We start from the raw sequence: 19,136 nt of genomic DNA on the forward strand, positions 1-19,136 counted from the left end.
GCCCGAGCGAGAGGCGCGTCGCGTGAGGAGGGTGCTCGCGGCCATCGTCGTGCCGCTCGCGATCGCGACGCTCATCGGGATGGCGGTGCTCTGGCCCGGCCGCTCCTCGCTCATCGGCTCCCGGCCCTTCGCCGCGCAGGGCGCGAGCCTGGCCACCGCGGAGGTGACGAGCCTCGACGTCGGCGACTGCGCGGCGGCCGCCCCGAGCCTCGCCACCGGCAGCGACGCCACCACGGAGGCCTCGCTGCTGAAGGACGCGGTGTGCGCACGGATCACCTCGGGGCAGGGCAAGGGCCTCATCCTCCCGGTCCACGTCCCCTCCGAGTCGCTCCCGGCCGCCGACGTCGGCGACCGCCTCCGCGTCATGTACACGCGCGACGCCCTCGCTTCCGGCACTCCCTACGTCTTCGTGGACTACGACCGTCACGTTCTCGTCGTCGCCCTCGGCATCGTGTACCTCGTGCTGGTCCTCGCGGTCGCTGGGAGGCGCGGTCTGCGGGCCGTGGCAGGCCTGCTTCTGGCCACGGGCGTCCTCGCCGGCTTCGTCCTGCCGGTGCTCCTCGCCCTCGCCCCGCCGATGTGGGTGACGCTCGTCGGTGCGAACGCGACGGTGCTGCTCGCCGTCTACACGGCCCACGGGTTCAGCGTCCGCACGACGGCCGCCCTGCTCGGCACGCTCGTCGGCGTCGTCGTCACCGTGCTCCTGGCGCTGTGGGGCGTGGACGCCGCGAACCTCACCGGGGGCGTCGGCGAGGACGTCCTCACGCTCTCCTCGCTCGTCAAGGGGCTCGACCTGCGGGCTCTGCTCACCTGCGGCATGGTCATCGCGGGCCTCGGCGCCCTCAACGACGTCACCATCACCCAGGCCTCGGCCGTGTGGGAGCTGCACGCCGCGAACCTGGCTCTGGGCCGCCGACGGCTGCTCGCGGGCGGGATGAGGATCGGCCGGGACCACATCGCGTCGACCGTCTACACGCTGGCCTTCGCCTACGCGGGCACGGCGCTGCCGCTCATCCTCGCCGCCTGGCTCATCGACCGTCCCGCGGCGGACACGGTCCTGTCGGGGGAGATCGTGGAGGAGCTCGTGCGCACCCTCGTCTCCTCGATCGGGCTCGTCCTCGCGGTGCCGGCGACGACGGCGATCGCCGTGCTCCTCGTCAGCGCGGCGTCGCGGGCGGCAGCGTCCCCGTCGTCGGCGAGCCGGTGAGGATCCCGCAGGTCTCCGTGACCGAGGCGCCGTTGGAGGCCGCGAAGTCCCACTGCTCCTTCGTGGGCACGTGGAGCGAGAGGCCCTGGTCGTCCGCGACGGCGATCGCGGCCGCCGCGGAGTAGCAGACGTCCGTGAGACCGCGGGCGAGCTCGTCGCCGTCGTAGTCGCCGACGGCGAGGACGTCCTTGCTCGCGATGACCTGGAGGGTGTGCGGCTCGGAGCAGGGCACCTGCCGGGCGCTGCTCGTGTCCTGCTCGGTGGCGTCGGCCCAGCAGGAGCCGACCTCGGCGTCCTTGAGGGCCGCTCCCGACGCCGTCGTGGCGCCGCTGGCCCTGTTGGTTCCGGTGGCCGGTGCGCTCCGCGCCGTGGGCGTGGTGGCGCCGCCGGTAGCGGTTGGCACGGGGGTGCTGGGGCCGCCTGGTGCGGCGGTGGTGCTCGAGGGGACCGCGGTGGCGCCGGTCGAGGCGTCGGAGGAGGGGCTCGGTGCGGTCTGCCCGCAGGCGCTGAGCGCGAGCAGGAGGACGGCGGGGACGGCGAGCAGGGTGGGAGAGCGGTGCATGACGTTTCCGATCAGGGAAGGGACTCCACGTTCCTAGGCCGTCCGAGGTCGGCCTGCGGGGCCGGAGGCGACTCAGCCCCCGGAGACGTCGGACTCGGCGTCCTCGCTGAGCAGCAGCTGCTTCTGCTCCTCGGTGAGGGTCTCGGAGTCGAGCCAGCCGTCGGGGAGGTGCGGGCGCTTCGGGGCGCCGGCGCGTCCGCGCGGCCCCTCGACGGTCTCGCCCGGGTAGGGGACCTGCTCGGGGAGCCGCTCGCGCATGGCGGCCAGCGCGGCGTCGAGCTCGGCCAGGCTGGAGACCCTCATGAGGGACCCGCGGGCGGCGCCACCGACCGGGTAGCCCTTGAGGTACCACCCGACGTGCTTGCGCAGGTCGCGCACGCCGCGCTCCTCGCCGAGCTCGGCGGCGAGCAGCCGTCCGTGCTCCTTGATGACGGCGATGACGGCGTCGAGGTCGGGGCGGGTGCGCTTGGCGGAGCCGTGGAAGGCGTGGACGATGTCCGCGAAGAGCCAGGGGCGTCCCTGGCAGCCGCGACCGATGACGACCCCGTCGCAACCGGTCTCGCGCACCATTCGCAGCGCGTCGTCGCCGGTCCAGATGTCGCCGTTCCCGAGCACCGGCAGGTCGGTCGCGTCCTTGAGGCGCTTGATCGTGTCCCAGCGGGCCTGACCCGAGTAGTGCTGGCGCGTCGTCCTCCCGTGCAGGGCCAGGGCGGCGATGCCGGCGTCCCGTGCCATGCGGGCGGCGTCGAGGTAGGTCTCGTGCTCCTCGTCGATCCCGACACGCATCTTGATCGTCACGGGGACCTCGCGGTCGCGGTGGGCTCGGCGCACGCCCTCCTCGGCGGCCCGCACCGTCTCGCGCAGGATCCCCGCCATGAGGTCCTTCTTCCAGGGCAGGGCCGAGCCTCCGCCCTTGCGCGTCACCTTCGGCACGGGGCACCCGAAGTTGAGGTCGACGTGGTCGGCGAGGTCCTCCTCGACGAGGATCCGCACCGCCCTGCCGGCGATGACGGGATCGACGCCGTAGAGCTGGATGGAGCGCACGCGCTCCGCGGGGTCCGAGCGGACCATGCCCATCGTCTTCTCGTTGCGCTCGACCAGGGCACGGGTCGTCACCATCTCGGTCACCCAGGTGCCCGCCGGCGCAGCCAGCCCGCCGTCCGCCGTGGGGAGCGCGCCCTGCGTCGTGGGGCGCAGGTGCTCGGGAAGCGCCTCCTCACCCATCTCACGGCACAGGCGGCGGAAGGACGCGTTCGTCACCCCGGCCATAGGGGCGAGCTCAACGGGAGTCGCCACCTCGATGGGACCGACCCTCAACGGGCTGAGCCCGTCGACGAGCCCGTTGGCACGCCTGTCCGTGAGGGCGTCGCCGCGGCCCGTGACGGGGCCGGGGACGTGCGTGCTCGCGGCGCGGAGGTCTGACGCGGGGGAGAGGGGGTGGCTGGTCACCCCGACACTCTGGCACAGGGCCGCACGGGGCCGGGCGAGGCGTGCGCCACGTACCCTGCCCTCATGACCAGCTCGACCACCGCGCCCGTGAGCGGCTCCGCGCCTTCCGGAGCGCGCGGTGCTCGCGTGGCCACGGATCCCGCCGTCCGGCGCCCCCGCTCCGTGCTCGTCACCGGCGCCTCGCGAGGCATCGGCGCCGCCGTCGCCGCCGCCATGGCCGCTCAGGGCGACCGCGTGGCCGGCCTCTCGCGGACGGGCACGGCCCCCGACGGCGTCCTCGGCGTCGTCGCTGACGTCACCGACCCCGACGCCGTCGACGCGGTGGTCCGACGGGCCGCCGAGGAGCACGGTCCCGTCGAGGTCCTCGTCGCAGCGGCCGGCACCTCCCTGGACGCCCTGGCCGCCCGGACCCGCCCGGCCGACTGGGACCGCGTCATCGCCACCAACCTCACCGGCTCGATGAGCGCGGCGCGCGCCGTCCTCCCCGGCATGATGCGCGCCCGTCGCGGCCGGATCGTCCTGGTCTCCTCCGTCATGGCGGCGCGAGGCGGAGCCGGCCTGGCCGCCTACGGTGCCTCGAAGGGAGGCGTCGAGGGGCTCGCACGATCCCTTGCGCGCGAGGTCGCGCCTCGTGGGATCACGGTGAACGTCGTCGCCCCCGGTCTCGTCGACACCGCACTCACGGCGGGGCTCAGCGACGCCGCCCGCGAGCAGTACCTCGCCGCCATCCCCATGGGTCGGACAGCGGACCTAGGGGAGGTCGTTGCTCCCGTCCTCTTCCTCGCCTCGCCCGCAGCCTCCTACGTCACCGGTACGGTCCTCGGCGTCGACGGCGGCCTCGGCATGGGCCGCTGAGGTCAACGGTCCGCGTCCCCGGCGGATGAACAGCGGGGTGACGTAGGGTTGACGTGTGACGACCCAGACGCCTGAGACGAAGACCCTCGTTCTCGTGAGGCACTCCAAGGCGGCCCACGACGCCCCGACCGACCTCGAGCGCCCGCTGACCACCAAGGGACGTGGCATGGCCGAGGAGCTCGCCCGCGAGCTCGCGGCGCGTCTTCCCCGCACCGCCCTCCTGCTCGTCTCACCCGCGGAGCGCGCCCGTCAGACCGCCCGCCCGATGCGCTCCCACCTGGACCCCGACGAGGTGCGCGTCGAGCCCGAGATCTACCACGAGGGGCCCAACGGCATCCTCGGCCTGCTCGCCGAGCTCGACGAGAGCGTCCGCACGGTCGTCGTCGTCGGCCATGAGCCGACCGTCTCGATCCTGGCCCACACCCTCCACGACGCCGACGACGACCTGTCCAGCCAGGTCTCCTTCGGCGTCCCGACGGCGACCGCCCTCGTCCTCAGCGTCCCCGTGGCCTGGGACGCCCTCGGCCCCCGTACCGCGCACCTCACCGACGTCCTCACTGCCACGCGCTGAACCGCGAGAACCGTCGCCGCACTCGGAGCCTCTGCCCCGGCAGCATCCGTCCGGCGACGGCCGCGGAGCTCGTCTCAGAAGAGCTCGAGCACCGCGCGCAGGTCGCGGACCCGCACCGATGCGGGTGCCTGCTCGACCACCACGGGCTTGGCGCAGAAGGCCACGCCCAGGCCCGCGCGGCCGATCATGCCGAGGTCGTTGGCGCCGTCGCCCACGGCCACCGTGCGCTCCATCGGGACGCCGTCCGCCGCGGACCAGGCCTCCAGGCAGCGGACCTTCTCCTCGCGGTCCACGATCCGCCCGAGCACGCGTCCCGTGAGGACGCCGTCGGCGACCTCGAGCTCGTTGGCGGCGTAGTGGTCGATGCCGAGGCGCTCGACGAGCGGCCCGACGACCTCCGTGAAGCCGCCCGAGACGACGCCCACGCGGCAGCCGCGCTCGTGCAGCGCGGCGATGAGCTCGGGCGCGCCCGTCGTCGGACGCACCTCCGCGAGCACCTCGGCGAAGACCGTCTCCGGGACGCCCCTGAGGGTGGCGACCCGCTCGCGCAGCGACTGGGCGAAGTCGAGCTCCCCGCGCATCGCTCGCGCGGTCACCTCGGCCACCTGCTCACGGGTTCCGGCGCGCTCGGCGATGAGCTCGATGACCTCCTGCTCGATGAGGGTCGAGTCCACGTCCATGACGAGCAGCCCCGGCCCCTCGACGACGAGCGGCCCCCCGGACAGCGCCCCGGTGACGCGGTGCGCCGCGACGTCGTCGGCGTCGGGGGAGGAGGTGCTGGGACGCGGCTCATCAGTCATCTCGGGAGTCATGGCGCGATGCTAGCCAGGACGCGTGACGGCGCCCCGGGACGTCTCAGTCCCGGGGCGCCGTCACGCGACGCGCAGCCGCTCAGCGGGTCACCGTCTGCCCCTTGGCGACGACGACGATCCCGGACTCGGTGACAGTGAATCCGCGCTCACGGTCGTGCTCGTGGTCGATGCCGACCATGGCGCCCTCCTCGACGACGACGTACTTGTCGAGGATCGCGCGGTTGACGACCGTGTTCCGCCCGACGTTGACCCCGTCCATGAGGACCGACTCGCGCACCGAGGACCACGAGTTGACGCGGACCATCGGGCTCAGCACCGAGGAGATGACCTCACCGCCAGAGACGATGACGCCGGGCGAGACGATCGAGTCGACCGCGTGGCCCAGGCGCTCGTGGTGGCCGTAGACGAACTTGGCCGGCGGCATCGCGTTCGTGTAGCCCGCGTACAGCGGCCACCGGTCGTTGTACAGGTTGAAGACCGGGCTCACGCTGATGAGGTCCTGGTGCGCCTCGTAGAAGGCGTCGACGGTACCCACGTCGCGCCAGTAGTCGCGGTCGCGCTCCGAGGCGCCGGGGACCTCGTTGTCCTTGAAGTCGTAGACCCCGGCCGCGCCCTGGTTGACGAACCACGGGACGATGCTGCCGCCCATGTCGTGCTTGGAGGACTCGTCCGCGGCGTCCACCGTGACGGCCTCGAGGAGCGCGTCGGCGTTCATGATGTAGTTGCCCATCGAGGCGAGGACCTCGTCCGGGGAGTCCGGCAGGCCCGGGGTCTCCTTGGGCTTCTCCACGAAGGCCTTGATGCGTCCGCGGTCCTCGGGGTCCGTCTCGATGACGCCGAACTGGTCCGCCAGCGAGCGCGGCTGCCGGATGCCGGCCACGGTGCACGGCAGCCCGGAGGCGATGTGGTGGTCGAGCATCTGGGAGAAGTCCATGCGGTAGATGTTGTCCGCGCCCGTGATGACGACGTAGTCGGGCCGCTCGTCGTCGAGCAGGTTGAGGGACTGGTAGATCGCGTCCGCGCTGCCGAGGAACCAGTGCTTGCCCACGCGCTGCTGGGCGGGCACCGGGGCGATGTAGTTGCCGAGCATGTCGCTCATGCGCCACGTCTTGGAGATGTGGCGGTCCAGCGAGTGGGACTTGTACTGGGTGAGGACGACGACCTTGAGGAAGCCGCTGTTGATCATGTTCGACAGGGCGAAGTCGATGAGGCGGTAGATGCCGCCGAAGGGGACGGCGGGCTTGGCGCGGTCGACCGTCAGGGGCATGAGGCGCTTGCCCTCACCACCGGCGAGGACGATTGCGAGTACACGGGGGGAAGCCATGTGAGCACCATACGTGTCCCGGACCACTTTCGGGGACCGAACGGGGCGAGGCCGACCGCGCCCGCCCCGAAGCCCCGCGGAAGCCCCGCGCGTGCGGCCGCGCGCGGTCCGCCGAGCCCGCGCACGGCCTCGTCCCGGGACCGGAAAGCGCAACGGCCCGGCCCCGATACCGATACCGTCTGCTGTGAACGGCGCCGCGCCCGACGCGGCCCGACCCACCGGTCCGACGAGGCGCTCGCGAGGCAGCAGCCACGCCCGCGCCCACGGTCCGCCAGCCCACCAGCCACCGAGCGTGCGCACGCACGAGCGAGGAGACGACCATGAGGGTCGACCTGCTGACCAAGGAGTACCCGCCCAACATCTACGGAGGCGCCGGAGTCCACGTCAACGAGCTCGCCAAGGTCCTCCGCCCCCTCGCGGACGTCCGCGTTCACGCCTTCGGCGGCCCGCGCGAGCCAGGCACCGAGGGCGCCGACCCCGGCGTCACCGGCTACGCCGACCTCCCCGAGCTCGACGGCGCCAACGGTGCCCTCAAGACCTTCGGCGTCGACCTCGAGATGGTCCCCGGCGTCGCCGGGGCGGACATCGTCCACTCCCACACGTGGTACGCCAACCTCGCGGGCCACCTCGCCGGGCTCCTTCACGGCATCCCGCACGTCGTCTCCGCCCACTCCCTGGAGCCCATGCGCCCCTGGAAGGCCGAGCAGCTCGGCGGCGGCTACGCCCTGTCCTCCTGGGCCGAGAAGCAGGCCTACGAGGGCGCCTCCGCCGTCATCGCCGTCTCGAACGGCATGCGCGCCGACATCCTGCGCGCCTACCCCGAGGTCGACCCCGAGCGCGTCAAGGTCGTCCACAACGGCATCGACCTCGACGCCTGGGCCCGCCCCACCGACCCCGAGTGGGAGTCGCTCGCCGACGAGGTCATCGCCCGCTACGGCATCGACCGGGACCGCCCCACCATCGTCTTCGTCGGCCGCATCACCCGCCAGAAGGGCCTGCCCTACCTCCTGCGCGCCGTCGCGCAGCTGCCCGACGAGGTCCAGGTCATCCTGTGCGCCGGGGCCCCCGACACCCCCGAGATCAAGGCCGAGGTCGACGGCCTCGTGAGCGACCTCCAGGCCGAGCGCACCGGCGTCATCCTCATCGAGGAGATGCTCCCGCACCGCGAGCTCCAGGCCGTCCTCGCCGCCTCCGACGTCTTCGTCTGCCCGTCGGTCTACGAGCCCCTCGGCATCGTCAACCTCGAGGCCATGGCCATGGGCCTGCCCGTCGTCGGCTCCGCCACCGGCGGCATCCCCGACGTCATCGTCGACGGCGAGACCGGCCTCCTCGTGCCCATCGAGCAGCTGCAGGACGGCACCGGAACACCGATCGAGCCCGAGCGATTCGTCGCGGACCTCGCCGACGGCCTCACCCGCCTCGTCACGGACGAGGAGGCCGCCGCCCGGATGGGCGCGGCGTCCCGCAAGCGGGTCGAGGAGCACTTCGCCTGGACCGCCATCGCCGAGCGGACCATGGACGTCTACGAGTGGGCCCTCGCGAACCCGCGCTGAGTCGCCGCCGCTGAGGGGCCCTGCACCGGACGTCCGGTGCAGGGCCCCTCAGCGTGCTCGGGCCGGTCAGCGGCAGGTCAGCGGCAGGTCAGCGGCCGGCCACGGCCCAGGTCTCCGTCGCCGCGGCCACTCCCCGGCGCGCCACCGCCAGCAGCGGGCGCAGGACCTCGGCGCGGCGCCGCGCCTGGAGAGCCGTCGCCGCGGCACCGTCGTCCTCGAGGGCGAGGTCGCAGATCGCCTCCAGCCGCAGGGAACGCTCGAGCAGCTCACGACGCCGAGGATCGAGCGACGGCGGGACGAGGCGCGGGTCGAGGACGGCCGTGACGACGTCGGTGAGCGTGTCGGCGAGCTCCGGGCGCTCGCGGGCGAGGTCGAGCTCGACGAGCGACTCGATGGCCTCCTCGGTGGCACGGTGCACCTCGCGCCGCGCCTGACCGGCGTCGAAGGGCGGGGGAGTGGCGTTCAGGAGGTGCGCCCGCCACAGCACCGAGGTGCCCGAGCGCTCCGGCACGAGGAGGAGCCGCGCGACCGGGGCGGCGGGGGAGCCTGCCGTCTCCAGGAGGACGCCCTCGCCGGCGTCCAGAGCGAGGGCGAGGCCGGGCAGGGGGTCAGCAGCGCTCGGCAGCACCGCCGCGCACCGGGTGAGGGGCCCGAGCGCGGGCAGCCACTCCTCGATCGGGCTCGCCGTGCCCGTCGCCTCGTCGTGGACCTCGTGCGCGCCGTCGGGCCCCTGGACGAGGGCGAGGCCGCGCGAGGAGGGCAGCGGGGCCCACAGCGCGAGCACGACGGAGACGGGCAGCTCGAGAGGATCCACGGGCGAGGACTCTAGCGGGCCCGCTCGGGTGAGCCTCGGAGCTGATCCGGGGCGACCTCGCGCCGACGGAGCACGGGGGAGCGCTCCCCGGCGCGTGCCTGGGGCTCAGGTCACCATCGGCCGTTATGGTGACCCCATGACGACTGTGCTGCACCTCGACGACGTCTCCCTGCACCGGGGCGACACCCAGATCCTCGACCACGTCACGTGGGCTGTGGACGAGGGGCAGCACTGGGTCCTCCTCGGCCCCAACGGCGCCGGCAAGACGACGATCTCCCGCATCGCCTCCGCCCGTCTCTTCCCCTCCAAGGGCACGGTCGACGTGCTCGATGAGCGCATGGGGCGGGTCGACATCTCCGAGCTCCACCCGCGCATCGGCCTGACCTCCTCCGCCCTCGCGCAGAACGTCCTCGGCGGCGAGACGGCCATGAGCGTCGTCCTGTCCGCCTCGTACGGGCGCATCGGGGTGTGGACCGAGCAGTACGACGACTTCGACGCCGAGCGCGCCCACGCCCTCCTCGACGCCCTCGGTGCCGGCTCCATCGCCGAGCGCACCTGGGCCAACCTCTCCTCCGGCGAGCGCAAGCGCGTCGAGATCGCCCGCGCCCTCATGCCGGACCCGGAGCTCCTCATCCTTGACGAGCCCGCCTCCGGCCTCGACGTCGCCGGCCGCGAGCAGCTCCTCGCCGCCCTCACCGAGATCATCTCGGCCCCGGGCTCGCCCTCGATGCTCCTCGTCACCCACCACCTCGAGGAGATCCCCGTCGGCTTCACCCACGCCCTCGCCCTACGCGACGGGCGGGTCGTCGGGGAGGGCGCCCTCGACGACGTCCTCACAGACACCACGATGAGTGAGACCTTCGGCATCCCGCTTGAGATCACTAAGGACCGCGGCCGCTACGCCGCGCGCGGTCGAGGCGCGTTCACGAGCGGCGGGCAGGCCGCCTGAGCGGCCCGAGCCCGAGCAGCCGCGACACGGACCGCACCCGACTGAGGACCAACTGAGGACCAGGAGGACACCCGCATGGCATGGCTCTGGTGGCTGGGCGCCGCCCTCGTCCTCGGCGTCATCGAGACGCTGACGACCGACCTCACCTTCCTCATGTTCGCCGGTGGCGCCCTCGGCGGATCCGCCGCCGCCGCACTCGGCGCGCCCTTCTGGGGACAGGTCCTCGTCTTCGCCCTCGTCTCCACGCTCCTGCTCGCCGCCGTCCGCCCCGCGATCAAGCGGCGCATGGAGGCCAGCGCACCCAGCATGCGCACCAACGTGGACGCCCAGATCGGTCGCGAGGCGACCGCCCTCACGACGGTCGACGCGCACGGCGGCCGGGTGCGCCTCGGCGGGGAGGAGTGGAGCGCCCGCCTCGCACCCCCGCCCGGCGGTGGCTACGGCGCCGCCCCCGCCAACCTCGATGTCGGGGCGCTCGCTCGCGTCATCGCCATCGACGGCGCCGTCGCCGTCGTCGAGCCCGCCTGAGCGCGGACCCTCGCGCCGGCCCCACAGACAGCTCCAGCTCACGACCACCCAAGAAAGGCCCGGCCATGGCAGCAGCCTCGACCGTCTCCCTCGTCGTCCTCCTCCTCATCGCGCTGTTCGTCGTCGTCGCCATCGCCAAGGCGATCCGGATCGTGCCGCAGTCGAACGCGATCATCGTGGAGCGCCTGGGCAAGTTCCAGGCCGAGTTCGGCGCCGGACTCCACTTCCTCGTCCCCTTCATCGACCGGGTCCGCACGACGGTCGACCTGCGCGAGCAGGTCGTGTCCTTCCCGCCGCAGCCCGTCATCACCTCCGACAACCTCGTCGTCTCCATCGACTCCGTCATCTACTACCAGGTGACCGACCCCAAGCGGGCCACCTACGAGATCGCCAACTACCTCCAGGCCATCGAGCAGCTCACCGTCACGACGCTGCGCAACGTCATCGGCTCCATGGACCTCGAGCAGACGCTGACGAGCCGCGACCAGATCAACGGCCAGCTGCGCGGCGTCCTGGACCAGGCGACCGGCCGCTGGGGCATCCGTGTGAGCAACGTCGAGCTCAAGTCCATCGACCCGCCCGCCTCGATCCAGGGCGCCATGGAGCAGCAGATGCGCGCCGAGCGCGACCGTCGCGCCGCCATCCTCACCGCCGAGGGCGTCAAGCAGTCCCAGATCCTCACGGCCGAGGGTGACAAGCAGTCCGCCATCCTCCGCGCGGAGGGCCAGGCACAGTCCGCGATCCTCAAGGCCCAGGGTGAGTCCCGAGCGATCCTCCAGGTCTTCGACGCGATCCACCGCGGCAACGCCGACCCCAAGCTCCTCGCCTACCAGTACCTCCAGACGCTGCCCAAGATCGCCAACGGCAACAGCTCCAAGATGTGGATCGTCCCCACCGAGTTCACGGCCGCCCTCGACGGCATCGCCGGCGCTCTCGGCGGCAAGGACGGCGCGGGGGCCTCCGGCTCCGGTGCGTTCCGCAGCGGCGGCGGCGACGAGGAGACCGTCGGGGTGGACCTGTCCGGAATGGACTCGGGTCTCGACATCGCCTCCGACCTCGCGGCCACGAACCTGCAGACTCCGGAGGAGGCGCTGGCACAGGCTCGCGGTGAGGCCGAGTCCGCGACCCGCGAGGCCTCCGACGAGTCCGCGACGGCACGCGGCTCCCGAGGCCCGGCGCAGGAGCCGTCCGCGCCGCCGTCGATTCCGCCGACGCGTCCTGACCAAGGCGGTCAGCAGGGCTGACGGACCCCGCCGTCAAGCGGCTCCACCCGCAGCCGCGGCAGGGGCACGACGCTCACTCACCGGCCCCGTCCGAGTACTGCTCGGGCGGGGCCGGTGACATGCGCCGCAAACGTCGAGGAACCGTGCACCGGGTGCAGACACCGGAGGGCGAGCGGGCTTAACCTTCCTCGCGTGCTATTCAAGACCCTGCGTCACTATCTGAGCCCGTACTGGGGCTCGCTGCTCGCAGTCTTCGTCCTCAAGATCATGGAGACGGTCGCCGCGCTGTCCCTGCCGACCCTCAACGCCGACATCATCAACGACGGCGTCATCACGGGGGACACGGACAAGATCTGGCACCTCGGAGCCGCGATGCTCGCGCTCACCGCGGTCCAGGGCGTCGTCGCCGTCCTCGGCACCTACCTCGCCGCCAGGGCCGCCATGGGGCTCGGCCGCGAGATGCGCCGCGACATCTTCACCCACGTGCAGCGCTTCAACCTCGAGGAGGTCTCGCGCTTCGGCGCACCCTCCCTCATCACGCGGTCCACGAACGACATCCAGCAGATTCAGATGGTCGTCTTCATGATCTGCGCCATGATGCTCATGGCCCCGATCATGCTCGTCGGCGGCACCATCATGGCGCTCCGCGTCGACGTTCCGCTCTCGGGCCTCCTGCTCGTGCTCATCCCGCTGCTGCTCATCATCCTCGGCGTCATCATGAGCAGGCTCCTGCCCTACTTCAAGGTCATGCAGGCGCGAATCGACCGGGTCAACCTCGTCATGCGCGAGCAGATCCAGGGCGTGCGCGTCATCCGGGCCTTCGTCCGCCAGCCCCAGCGCGACGAGGTCTTCCGCGTCGCGAACGACGATCTCACCGACACCTCCCTGCGCATCGGGCGCCTCTTCGCGATCCTGTTCCCGAGCGTCATGGTCGTCATGAACCTCGCCAGCGTCGGCGTCATGTGGTTCGGCGGCCACCGGATCGACTCGGGCGGCATGGAGGTGGGCGACATCATGGCCTTCCTCAACTACATCATGCAGATCCTCTTCTCCGTCATGATCGCGGTCATGCTCGTGACGGTGCTGCCGCGCGCCCAGGTCGCCGCCGACCGCTTCCAGGAGGTGCTCGCCGTCGAGCCCTCGATCACCGTGCCCGCCTCACCGCAGCACCTGCCGGAGCCGACCGGTCTGGCCGCCGGCACCGGCCGCGGCCGCGAGGTCCGGCTCGACCACGTCACCTTCCGCTACCCGGGCGCCGACGCCCCGGTGATCGCCGACGTCGACCTCACGCTCGAGGCCGGCCGGACCACCGCCTTCATCGGCTCCACCGGCTCCGGCAAGACCACTCTCATCAACCTCATCCCACGCCTCCTCGACGTCTCCGAGGGCGCCGTCACCATCGACGGCGTCGACGTGCGCGAGCTGGACCCCGTCGAGCTGCGCTCGAGCGTCGCCACCGTCCCTCAGAAGGCCTACCTCTTCTCGGGAACGATCCGCACGACCCTCCAGCACGGCAAGGACGGCGCCACGGACGAGGAGCTGTGGACCGCCCTCGACGCAGCGCAGGCCTCGGACTTCGTCCAGCAGCTCGACGACGGACTCGACCACGAGGTCGAGCAGGGCGGCGTCAACTTCTCCGGAGGCCAGCGCCAGCGCCTCGCCATCGCCCGCGCCCTCGTGCGCGAGGCCGGCGTCTACGTCTTCGACGACTCCTTCTCCGCCCTCGACTACGCGACCGATGCGCGGCTGCGAGCCGGCCTGCCCGCCGCGACCGGTGGTGCGACGGTCGTCGTCGTCGCCCAGCGCGTCGCCTCGATCCGCTCCGCGGACCGCATCGTCGTCCTCGACGAGGGACGGGTCGTCGGCGTGGGCTCCCACGACGAGCTCATGGACACGTGCCCGACCTACTCGGAGATCGTCCTGTCCCAGATCAGCGCGGAGGAGGCGGCATGAGCCGTGGACCGGGCCCCAAGGCCCCGAACCAGAAGGCCAAGAACTTCGGCCCCACGATGCGCCGCCTCATCGGGACGCTGCGCCCTGAGCGCGGGCTCATCGCCCTCGCGCTGCTCCTCACCACCGTCTCGGTCGTGCTCAACGTCGTCGCCCCCAAGATCATGGCCCACGCGACCAACGTGATCTTCGGCGGCGTCATGGGAAAGATGCTGGCCGCCAAGGGCGTCCCGCCGGGCGTGTCGGGCGAGCAGCTCGCCCAGGCGCTCCGCGCCGCCGGCCAGTCGAAGTACGCCGACATGGTGTCCCAGTACGACGTCGTCTCCGGCCAGGGCATGGACTTCGACAAGCTCGCCAGGATCCTCCTGGCGACCCTCGCCGTCTACGTCCTGTCCGCCGTGTTCCTGTGGCTCCAGGGCCTCATCCTCACCGGGGTCGTCCAGCGCACCGCTCGAGCGCTCCGCGCCGACGTCGAGGAGAAGGTCAACCTCGTCCCGCTGTCGTACCTCGACCACGGGAGCCGCGGCGACATGCTGTCCCGCCTCACCAACGACGTCGACAACATCAGCCAGACCCTGCAGCAGACCATGTCGCAGGCCTTCAGCGCGATCCTCACCATCGTCGGCGTCGTGGTCATGATGCTGACGATCTCCGTGCGCCTCTCCCTCGTGGCGCTGTGCACCATCCCCGTGGCCGCCGTCCTCACGGTCCTCATCGCCAAGCGCGCCCAGCCGCGCTTCACCGAGCAGTGGAAGGCCACCGGCGACGTCTCCGGCATCGTCGAGGAGGCCTTCACGGGCCACGAGGCGGTCGCGCTGTTCAGCTCCGAGGCCGAGTTCGTCCGGATGTTCGACCGGGACAACCAGCGCCTCTACGAGGGCTCCTACAAGGCCCAGTGGATCTCCGGCACCATCCAGCCGGTCATGCGCCTGGTCTCCAACCTCAACTTCGTCATCGTCGCTGTCGTCGGCGGTGTGCGCGTCTCCAACGGCACCATGACGCTCGGCGACGTGCAGGCCTTCCTGCAGTACTCCCAGCAGTTCGGCCAGCCGATCACCCAGCTCGCCTCCATGGCGAACCTGGTCCAGTCCGGTGCGGCCTCCGCCGAGCGCGTCTTCGAGATCCTCGACGCTCCCGAGGAGCGCGACGCCGCGGCGTCGAGCGACCTGCCCGAGCCGGTGCGCGGCCGCGTCGTCTTCGACCACGTCCGCTTCTCCTACAGCCCGGACACCGAGCTCATCACCGACCTCAACCTCACCGTCGAGCCCGGCCAGACCGTCGCCATCGTCGGGCCGACGGGCGCCGGCAAGACGACGCTCGTCAACCTGCTCCTGCGCTTCTACGACCCGCAGTCGGGCACCATCACGCTGGACGGCGTGAGCACGCAGGACCTCACCCGTGACGCCCTGCGCGAGCAGATCGGCATGGTCCTCCAGGACACCTGGCTCTTCGAGGGCACCATCGGGGAGAACATCGCCTTCGGCTCCGCCGGTGCCACCCAGGAGCAGGTCATCGCGGCCGCCCGCGCCGCGAGCGTCGACCACATCGTCTCCGCCCTGCCCAAGGGCTACGACACCGTCATCGACGACTCCGGCTCCGGAGTCTCCGCCGGCGAGAAGCAGCTCATCACGATCGCTCGAGCCTTCCTCGCGGACCGGCAGATCCTCGTCCTCGACGAGGCGACGAGCTCGGTCGACACCCGCACCGAGCTCCTCGTCCAGAAGGCCATGGTCGAGCTGCGCGAGGGCCGCACCGCCTTCGTCATCGCCCACCGGCTCTCCACGATCCGCGACGCCGACGTCATCCTCGTCATGCAGCACGGCGACATCGTCGAGCAGGGAAGTCACGACGAGCTCATCGCCGCCCAGGGCGCCTACTACGAGCTCTACCAGAGCCAGTTCGCCGGGTCCGCGGGGCGCGAGGAGGAGCCGGCCGTCGAGCGCGACCCGCTGCTCAACGACGTCGGCTACCGGCCGAGGCACCGGAAGTGATCCTCCGCATCGACGGCCTCGAGGGCCTGGACGACGGATCCGTCCAGGCCCTCCTGGCCGACTACACGAGCCTCACTGACGTCGCGCTGCGGCGCCGCCTCGAGACGGAGCGCGGGCTCTACATAGCCGAGTCCTCCAAGGTCATCGTCCGCGCAGTCGAGGCCGGTCACGCCCCGCGCTCCTTCCTCATGGCGGAGCGCTGGCACGACGAGCTCCGCCCCGTCATCGCTGCGGCGAACGGCACCGACGGGCAGGAGGACGGCGGCGACGTCCCCGTTATCATCGCGCCGGAGGAGGTCCTCGAGACCATCACCGGGTTCCACCTGCACCGCGGCGCGCTCGCTGCGATGAACCGGCCGGTCCTGCCGGGCGTGGGCGAACTCCTCGCCTCCGCGCGGGGAGGCGAGGGCGCCCGCCGCGTGGCCGTCCTGGAGGACCTCGTCGACCACACCAACGTGGGCGCGGCCTTCCGCTCCGCAGCCGCTCTCGGAATCGACGCCGTCCTCGTGACGCCGCGCTGCGCCGACCCGCTCTACCGCCGCAGCGTCCGCGTCTCCATGGGCACCGTCTTCCAGGTCCCGTGGACCCGGATCGACCGCTGGCCGGCTCTCGACGAGCTCCACGAGGCCGGCTTCACGGTCGCCGCGATGGCGCTGTCGGACGACTCCGTGAGCCTCGACGAGTTCTCGGCCTCGCTTTCCTGCGCCGGGCAGGACTCCCGCGTGGCGATCGTGCTCGGGACCGAGGGGGACGGCCTGGCCCGTCGCACCATCACGGCGGCCGACGCCGTCGTCCGCATCCCGATGGCCGGGGGAGTGGACTCCCTCAACGTCGCTGCCGCGGCCGCCGTCGCCTACTGGGAGCTGCGGGTCCGCGACTGACCGGGCGACCGCCGACGAGCACGGCTGAGGGCCGGTTCCCCCGCGGGGGAACCGGCCCTCAGCCGTCGTGCGGAGCGCTGACCGTCAGGCGGTGACGCGGATGAGCGGGGCGCCCGGGGCGACCTCGCCGTCCGCGACGACCTCGACGGAGGAGAACTTCGCGGTATTCGTGATGAGCAGCGGGGTGGTCAGCTGGTAGCCGGCCTCCTCGACGACGGAGCGGTCGACCCGGACCAGCTCCTGCCCGGCCTCGACCCGGTCGCCCTGCTTGACCTTGACGTCGAAGCCCTTGCCCTCGAGGTTGACGGTGTCGATGCCGACGTGGATGAGGATCTCGACGCCGGAGTCGAGCGTGATGCCGTAGGCGTGGCCCGAGGAGGGGGCGACCACGACGGTGCCGGCGGCGGGAGCCGTGACAACGATGTCGCCCACCGGGGTGAGACCGACGCCGTCGCCGACCGCGCCGGAGGCGAAGACCGGGTCGTCGACCTGGGCGAGGGGAAGGACGGTGCCGGTGAGCGGCGCCGCGACCTCGGTCACGGCACCCGGCTGGAGCGCCGGCTTCTCAGCCGGGGCGGTGGACTCGACCGCGCCCGCGCTCGCGCCCGCGGCGGCGGCCGGAGCGGCGGCGGAGACCTCGGTGGAGCCGCCGGCGAGCTGGTGCTCGGAGGCGTTCGTCGCGGAGACCCCGGCGAGCTCGGCCTCACGGGCCTCGTCGGCGGCGTTCTGAGCGGCGATCTCACGCTGCTCGGCGCGGTCCTCCGGCGTCCGGTAGTCCGAGATGATGACGAGGATCATCGCGGTGAAGAAGGAGGCGAGGACGGAGATGGCGTAGAGCGGGATGTTCGAGAACGCCGGGATGGTGAGCAGCGAGGTGAAGACGAAGGCGCTCGTGGTCACGCCGCCGAAGATGCCCTGGATGAGGCCGCCGACGACGCAGCCGACGAGGAGGCGCGGGTAGATGCGCTTGTAGCGCAGGTGGATGCCGTAGAGGCTCGGTTCGGAGATGCCGCCCACGAGGCCGGCGAAGAGCGCACCGGTCGCCGTCTGGCGCATCTCCTTCTCGTCGTTGCGCACGGCGAGGAAGAGGACGCCGGCGGTGGCGCCGAAGGCGGCGAAGTTCCAGCAGCCCATGGGGCCCTGGATGAAGTCGGAGCCGTACTCCTGGATGTTGAGCAGCATGATCGCGTTGATCGGCCAGTGCAGGCCGAGCGGCACCATGAAGGGGTACGCGAGCGGGATGATGATGGAGAAGATGAAGGGCGAGACGCTGTTGATGGCGTTGAGCAGGTGAGCGAGCCACGCACCGACGTAGACGCCGATCGGGCCGAGCACGAAGCTCGTGAGCGGGAACATGACGAGCATGGCGAAGAAGGGCACGAAGATGAGCTGGACGCCCTCGGGGATGACACGCTTGAGCCACCGCGTGAGCGGGCCGAGGACGGCCGCCATGAGCAGCGGCGGGAACACCTGCGAGCCGTAGTCGAAGATCGTGAGCGGGACGCCGCCGAAGAGCTTGATCGTCGTGATCTGCGAGCCCATGAAGGTGAGCTTGGTGGCCTGGTCGAGCTCACCGAGGGCCGCGAAGCCGGGCAGCATCGTCATCGCCATGACGGCGAAGCCGACCCACGGGTCGGCGCCGAGCTTCTTGGAGGCGTTGTAGGCCACCATGAGCGGCAGGAAGTAGAAGACTGACTTCCACGTCAGGTTGAGGTACGCCCAGGTCGGGGCCAGGGTGACGCGGGAGTCGGCCCAGTTGCCGATGACGCCGAGCGTTCCCATGAGGGCCATGAAGGTGATGAAGATCGAGGCGCCGAGGAGCGCGCCGATGATCGGGCGGAAGGAGTCCGAGAGAAACTCGAAGAAGTTGTCGACCCAGGAGAACTTCCCGCGGACGCCGCCGGCGCGGGCAGCGGCCTTGACGTCGGCGTCGGACTGGCGCTTGGCGCCACCGCCCTGGCCGAGGGTCTTCATCTCGGGCAGGGCCATGATCTTCTCGTACATGGACTGGACGGTCCCGCCGATGATGACCTGGTAGCGGTCACCGGACTGGGGGACCGCGCCCATGACGCCGGGGATCTTCTCGACGGTCGGGGTGTCGACGACGGACGCGTCGTTGAGCTGGAAGCGCAGGCGCGTCGCGCAGTGGGTGAGGTGGGCGATGTTGTCGGGGCCGCCGACGGCCTCGACGATCGCCTCCGGGGCTGAGGTCTGTGTTGCCACTCCAATGGCCTTTCTGTGCAGCGGGCACCACGGGTCTGTGGACGACCGCGATGTCGGTGCGGGTGTGGGGACGCCCTCGCACGGGCTGTAGCCGAGCGTAACGCCGCAGAGGGGCGCATCGCTCGTGCACGCGGTGACGTCCGTCATGCTCGCGGAGACGGTGCGGGAGCCTGTGGACCGACCAGGCGGAGGCCCGCCGCCAGGAGCATCCGGTCACCGCCCGGCCCGGGCTCCCCAGCGGCAC

16 protein-coding genes are annotated in these 19,136 nt (G+C 71.8%); 10 read left to right on the forward strand and 6 right to left on the reverse strand.

Annotated elements, in window-relative coordinates; genetic code table 11:
* The first annotated feature begins 31 nt into the window (after positions 1 to 31).
* Positions 32 to 1,207, forward strand: a complete 1,176-nt coding sequence (locus tag IXW69_RS04355; protein ID WP_407646528.1) for a YibE/F family protein — start codon at positions 32 to 34, stop codon at positions 1,205 to 1,207.
* Here IXW69_RS04355 and IXW69_RS04360 read toward each other — a convergent pair.
* Positions 1,158 to 1,769 (reverse strand): hypothetical protein, encoded by a 612-nt coding sequence (locus IXW69_RS04360; protein ID WP_194785138.1) that lies wholly within the window; start codon positions 1,767 to 1,769, stop codon positions 1,158 to 1,160. The two genes, IXW69_RS04355 and IXW69_RS04360, sit on opposite strands and share 50 nt — an antisense overlap.
* Before the next feature lie 72 nt (positions 1,770 to 1,841).
* Positions 1,842 to 3,218: a tRNA dihydrouridine synthase DusB gene (gene dusB / locus IXW69_RS04365; RefSeq protein WP_407646523.1), complete on the reverse strand. Its 1,377-nt coding sequence runs from the start codon at positions 3,216 to 3,218 to the stop codon at positions 1,842 to 1,844.
* A 63-nt stretch (positions 3,219 to 3,281) separates the two neighbouring features.
* Here dusB and IXW69_RS04370 point away from each other — a divergent pair, with 63 nt between their 5' ends.
* Positions 3,282 to 4,073, forward strand: coding sequence for an SDR family oxidoreductase (locus tag IXW69_RS04370; RefSeq protein WP_194785139.1), 792 nt, complete (start codon positions 3,282 to 3,284; stop codon positions 4,071 to 4,073).
* 55 nt (positions 4,074 to 4,128) lie between these two features.
* Positions 4,129 to 4,644, forward strand: coding sequence for a SixA phosphatase family protein (locus IXW69_RS04375; protein ID WP_194785140.1), 516 nt, complete (start codon positions 4,129 to 4,131; stop codon positions 4,642 to 4,644).
* Between the two features lie 74 nt (positions 4,645 to 4,718).
* Here the strand turns inward: IXW69_RS04375 and serB are convergent, their stop codons facing one another.
* Both serB and glgC read right to left on the reverse strand, forming a co-directional pair.
* Entirely contained in the window at positions 4,719 to 5,456 is a 738-nt protein-coding gene (gene serB / locus IXW69_RS04380; protein ID WP_267240543.1) for a phosphoserine phosphatase SerB, read from the reverse strand.
* 79 nt (positions 5,457 to 5,535) lie between these two features.
* Positions 5,536 to 6,780: a glucose-1-phosphate adenylyltransferase gene (glgC, locus tag IXW69_RS04385; RefSeq protein ID WP_194785141.1), complete on the reverse strand. Its 1,245-nt coding sequence runs from the start codon at positions 6,778 to 6,780 to the stop codon at positions 5,536 to 5,538.
* Between the two features lie 320 nt (positions 6,781 to 7,100).
* On the opposite strand from glgC, the gene glgA reads away from it, so the two are divergent.
* The gene (gene glgA, locus IXW69_RS04390; RefSeq protein ID WP_194785142.1) at positions 7,101 to 8,333 is read left to right on the forward strand and encodes a glycogen synthase; all 1,233 of its coding nucleotides are present in this window, start codon (positions 7,101 to 7,103) and stop codon (positions 8,331 to 8,333) included.
* 88 nt (positions 8,334 to 8,421) lie between these two features.
* Here glgA and IXW69_RS04395 read toward each other — a convergent pair whose 3' ends face one another.
* On the reverse strand, positions 8,422 to 9,147 hold the full coding sequence (locus IXW69_RS04395; RefSeq protein ID WP_194785143.1) for a hypothetical protein: 726 nt from the start codon (positions 9,145 to 9,147) through the stop codon (positions 8,422 to 8,424).
* A 136-nt stretch (positions 9,148 to 9,283) separates the two neighbouring features.
* Here IXW69_RS04395 and IXW69_RS04400 point away from each other — a divergent pair, with 136 nt between their 5' ends.
* The 6 genes from IXW69_RS04400 to IXW69_RS04425 all read left to right on the forward strand — a co-directional run bounded on the left by IXW69_RS04400 (position 9,284) and on the right by IXW69_RS04425 (position 16,669).
* The gene (locus IXW69_RS04400; protein WP_194785144.1) at positions 9,284 to 10,096 is read left to right on the forward strand and encodes an ABC transporter ATP-binding protein; all 813 of its coding nucleotides are present in this window, start codon (positions 9,284 to 9,286) and stop codon (positions 10,094 to 10,096) included.
* A 75-nt stretch (positions 10,097 to 10,171) separates the two neighbouring features.
* A complete protein-coding gene (locus tag IXW69_RS04405; protein WP_194785145.1) occupies positions 10,172 to 10,624 on the forward strand; it encodes an NfeD family protein in 453 nt (150 codons plus the stop codon).
* A 65-nt stretch (positions 10,625 to 10,689) separates the two neighbouring features.
* Positions 10,690 to 11,868, forward strand: a complete 1,179-nt coding sequence (locus IXW69_RS04410) for an SPFH domain-containing protein (RefSeq protein WP_194785146.1) — start codon at positions 10,690 to 10,692, stop codon at positions 11,866 to 11,868.
* Between the two features lie 171 nt (positions 11,869 to 12,039).
* A complete protein-coding gene (locus IXW69_RS04415) occupies positions 12,040 to 13,800 on the forward strand; it encodes an ABC transporter ATP-binding protein (protein ID WP_194785147.1) in 1,761 nt (586 codons plus the stop codon).
* The gene (locus IXW69_RS04420) at positions 13,797 to 15,788 is read left to right on the forward strand and encodes an ABC transporter ATP-binding protein (RefSeq protein WP_194785148.1); all 1,992 of its coding nucleotides are present in this window, start codon (positions 13,797 to 13,799) and stop codon (positions 15,786 to 15,788) included. The genes IXW69_RS04415 and IXW69_RS04420 overlap by 4 nt, the downstream gene beginning before the upstream one ends.
* Entirely contained in the window at positions 15,785 to 16,669 is an 885-nt protein-coding gene (locus tag IXW69_RS04425) for a TrmH family RNA methyltransferase (RefSeq protein ID WP_407646525.1), read from the forward strand. Before IXW69_RS04420 ends, IXW69_RS04425 begins: the two co-directional genes overlap by 4 nt.
* An 84-nt stretch (positions 16,670 to 16,753) precedes the next feature.
* Here the strand turns inward: IXW69_RS04425 and IXW69_RS04430 are convergent, their stop codons facing one another.
* Entirely contained in the window at positions 16,754 to 18,892 is a 2,139-nt protein-coding gene (locus IXW69_RS04430) for a glucose PTS transporter subunit IIA (RefSeq protein ID WP_323745172.1), read from the reverse strand.
* Between the last annotated feature and the right edge of the window lie 244 nt (positions 18,893 to 19,136).

This window comes from Actinomyces haliotis (assembly GCF_015355765.1).
GTDB lineage: Bacteria > Actinomycetota > Actinomycetes > Actinomycetales > Actinomycetaceae > Actinomyces > Actinomyces haliotis.

Excerpts from the sequence above, each read along its gene's own strand:
- IXW69_RS04360 (WP_194785138.1), bottom strand. The coding sequence starts at position 1,769 with ATGCACCGCTCTCCCACCCTGCTCGCCGTCCCCGCCGTCCTCCTGCTC.
- IXW69_RS04370 (WP_194785139.1), top strand. The coding sequence starts at position 3,282 with ATGACCAGCTCGACCACCGCGCCCGTGAGCGGCTCCGCGCCTTCCGGA.
- serB (WP_267240543.1), bottom strand. The coding sequence starts at position 5,456 with ATGACTCCCGAGATGACTGATGAGCCGCGTCCCAGCACCTCCTCCCCC.
- glgC (WP_194785141.1), bottom strand. The coding sequence starts at position 6,780 with ATGGCTTCCCCCCGTGTACTCGCAATCGTCCTCGCCGGTGGTGAGGGC.
- glgA (WP_194785142.1), top strand. The coding sequence starts at position 7,101 with ATGAGGGTCGACCTGCTGACCAAGGAGTACCCGCCCAACATCTACGGA.
- IXW69_RS04400 (WP_194785144.1), top strand. The coding sequence starts at position 9,284 with ATGACGACTGTGCTGCACCTCGACGACGTCTCCCTGCACCGGGGCGAC.
- IXW69_RS04405 (WP_194785145.1), top strand. The coding sequence starts at position 10,172 with ATGGCATGGCTCTGGTGGCTGGGCGCCGCCCTCGTCCTCGGCGTCATC.
- IXW69_RS04410 (WP_194785146.1), top strand. The coding sequence starts at position 10,690 with ATGGCAGCAGCCTCGACCGTCTCCCTCGTCGTCCTCCTCCTCATCGCG.
- IXW69_RS04420 (WP_194785148.1), top strand. The coding sequence starts at position 13,797 with ATGAGCCGTGGACCGGGCCCCAAGGCCCCGAACCAGAAGGCCAAGAAC.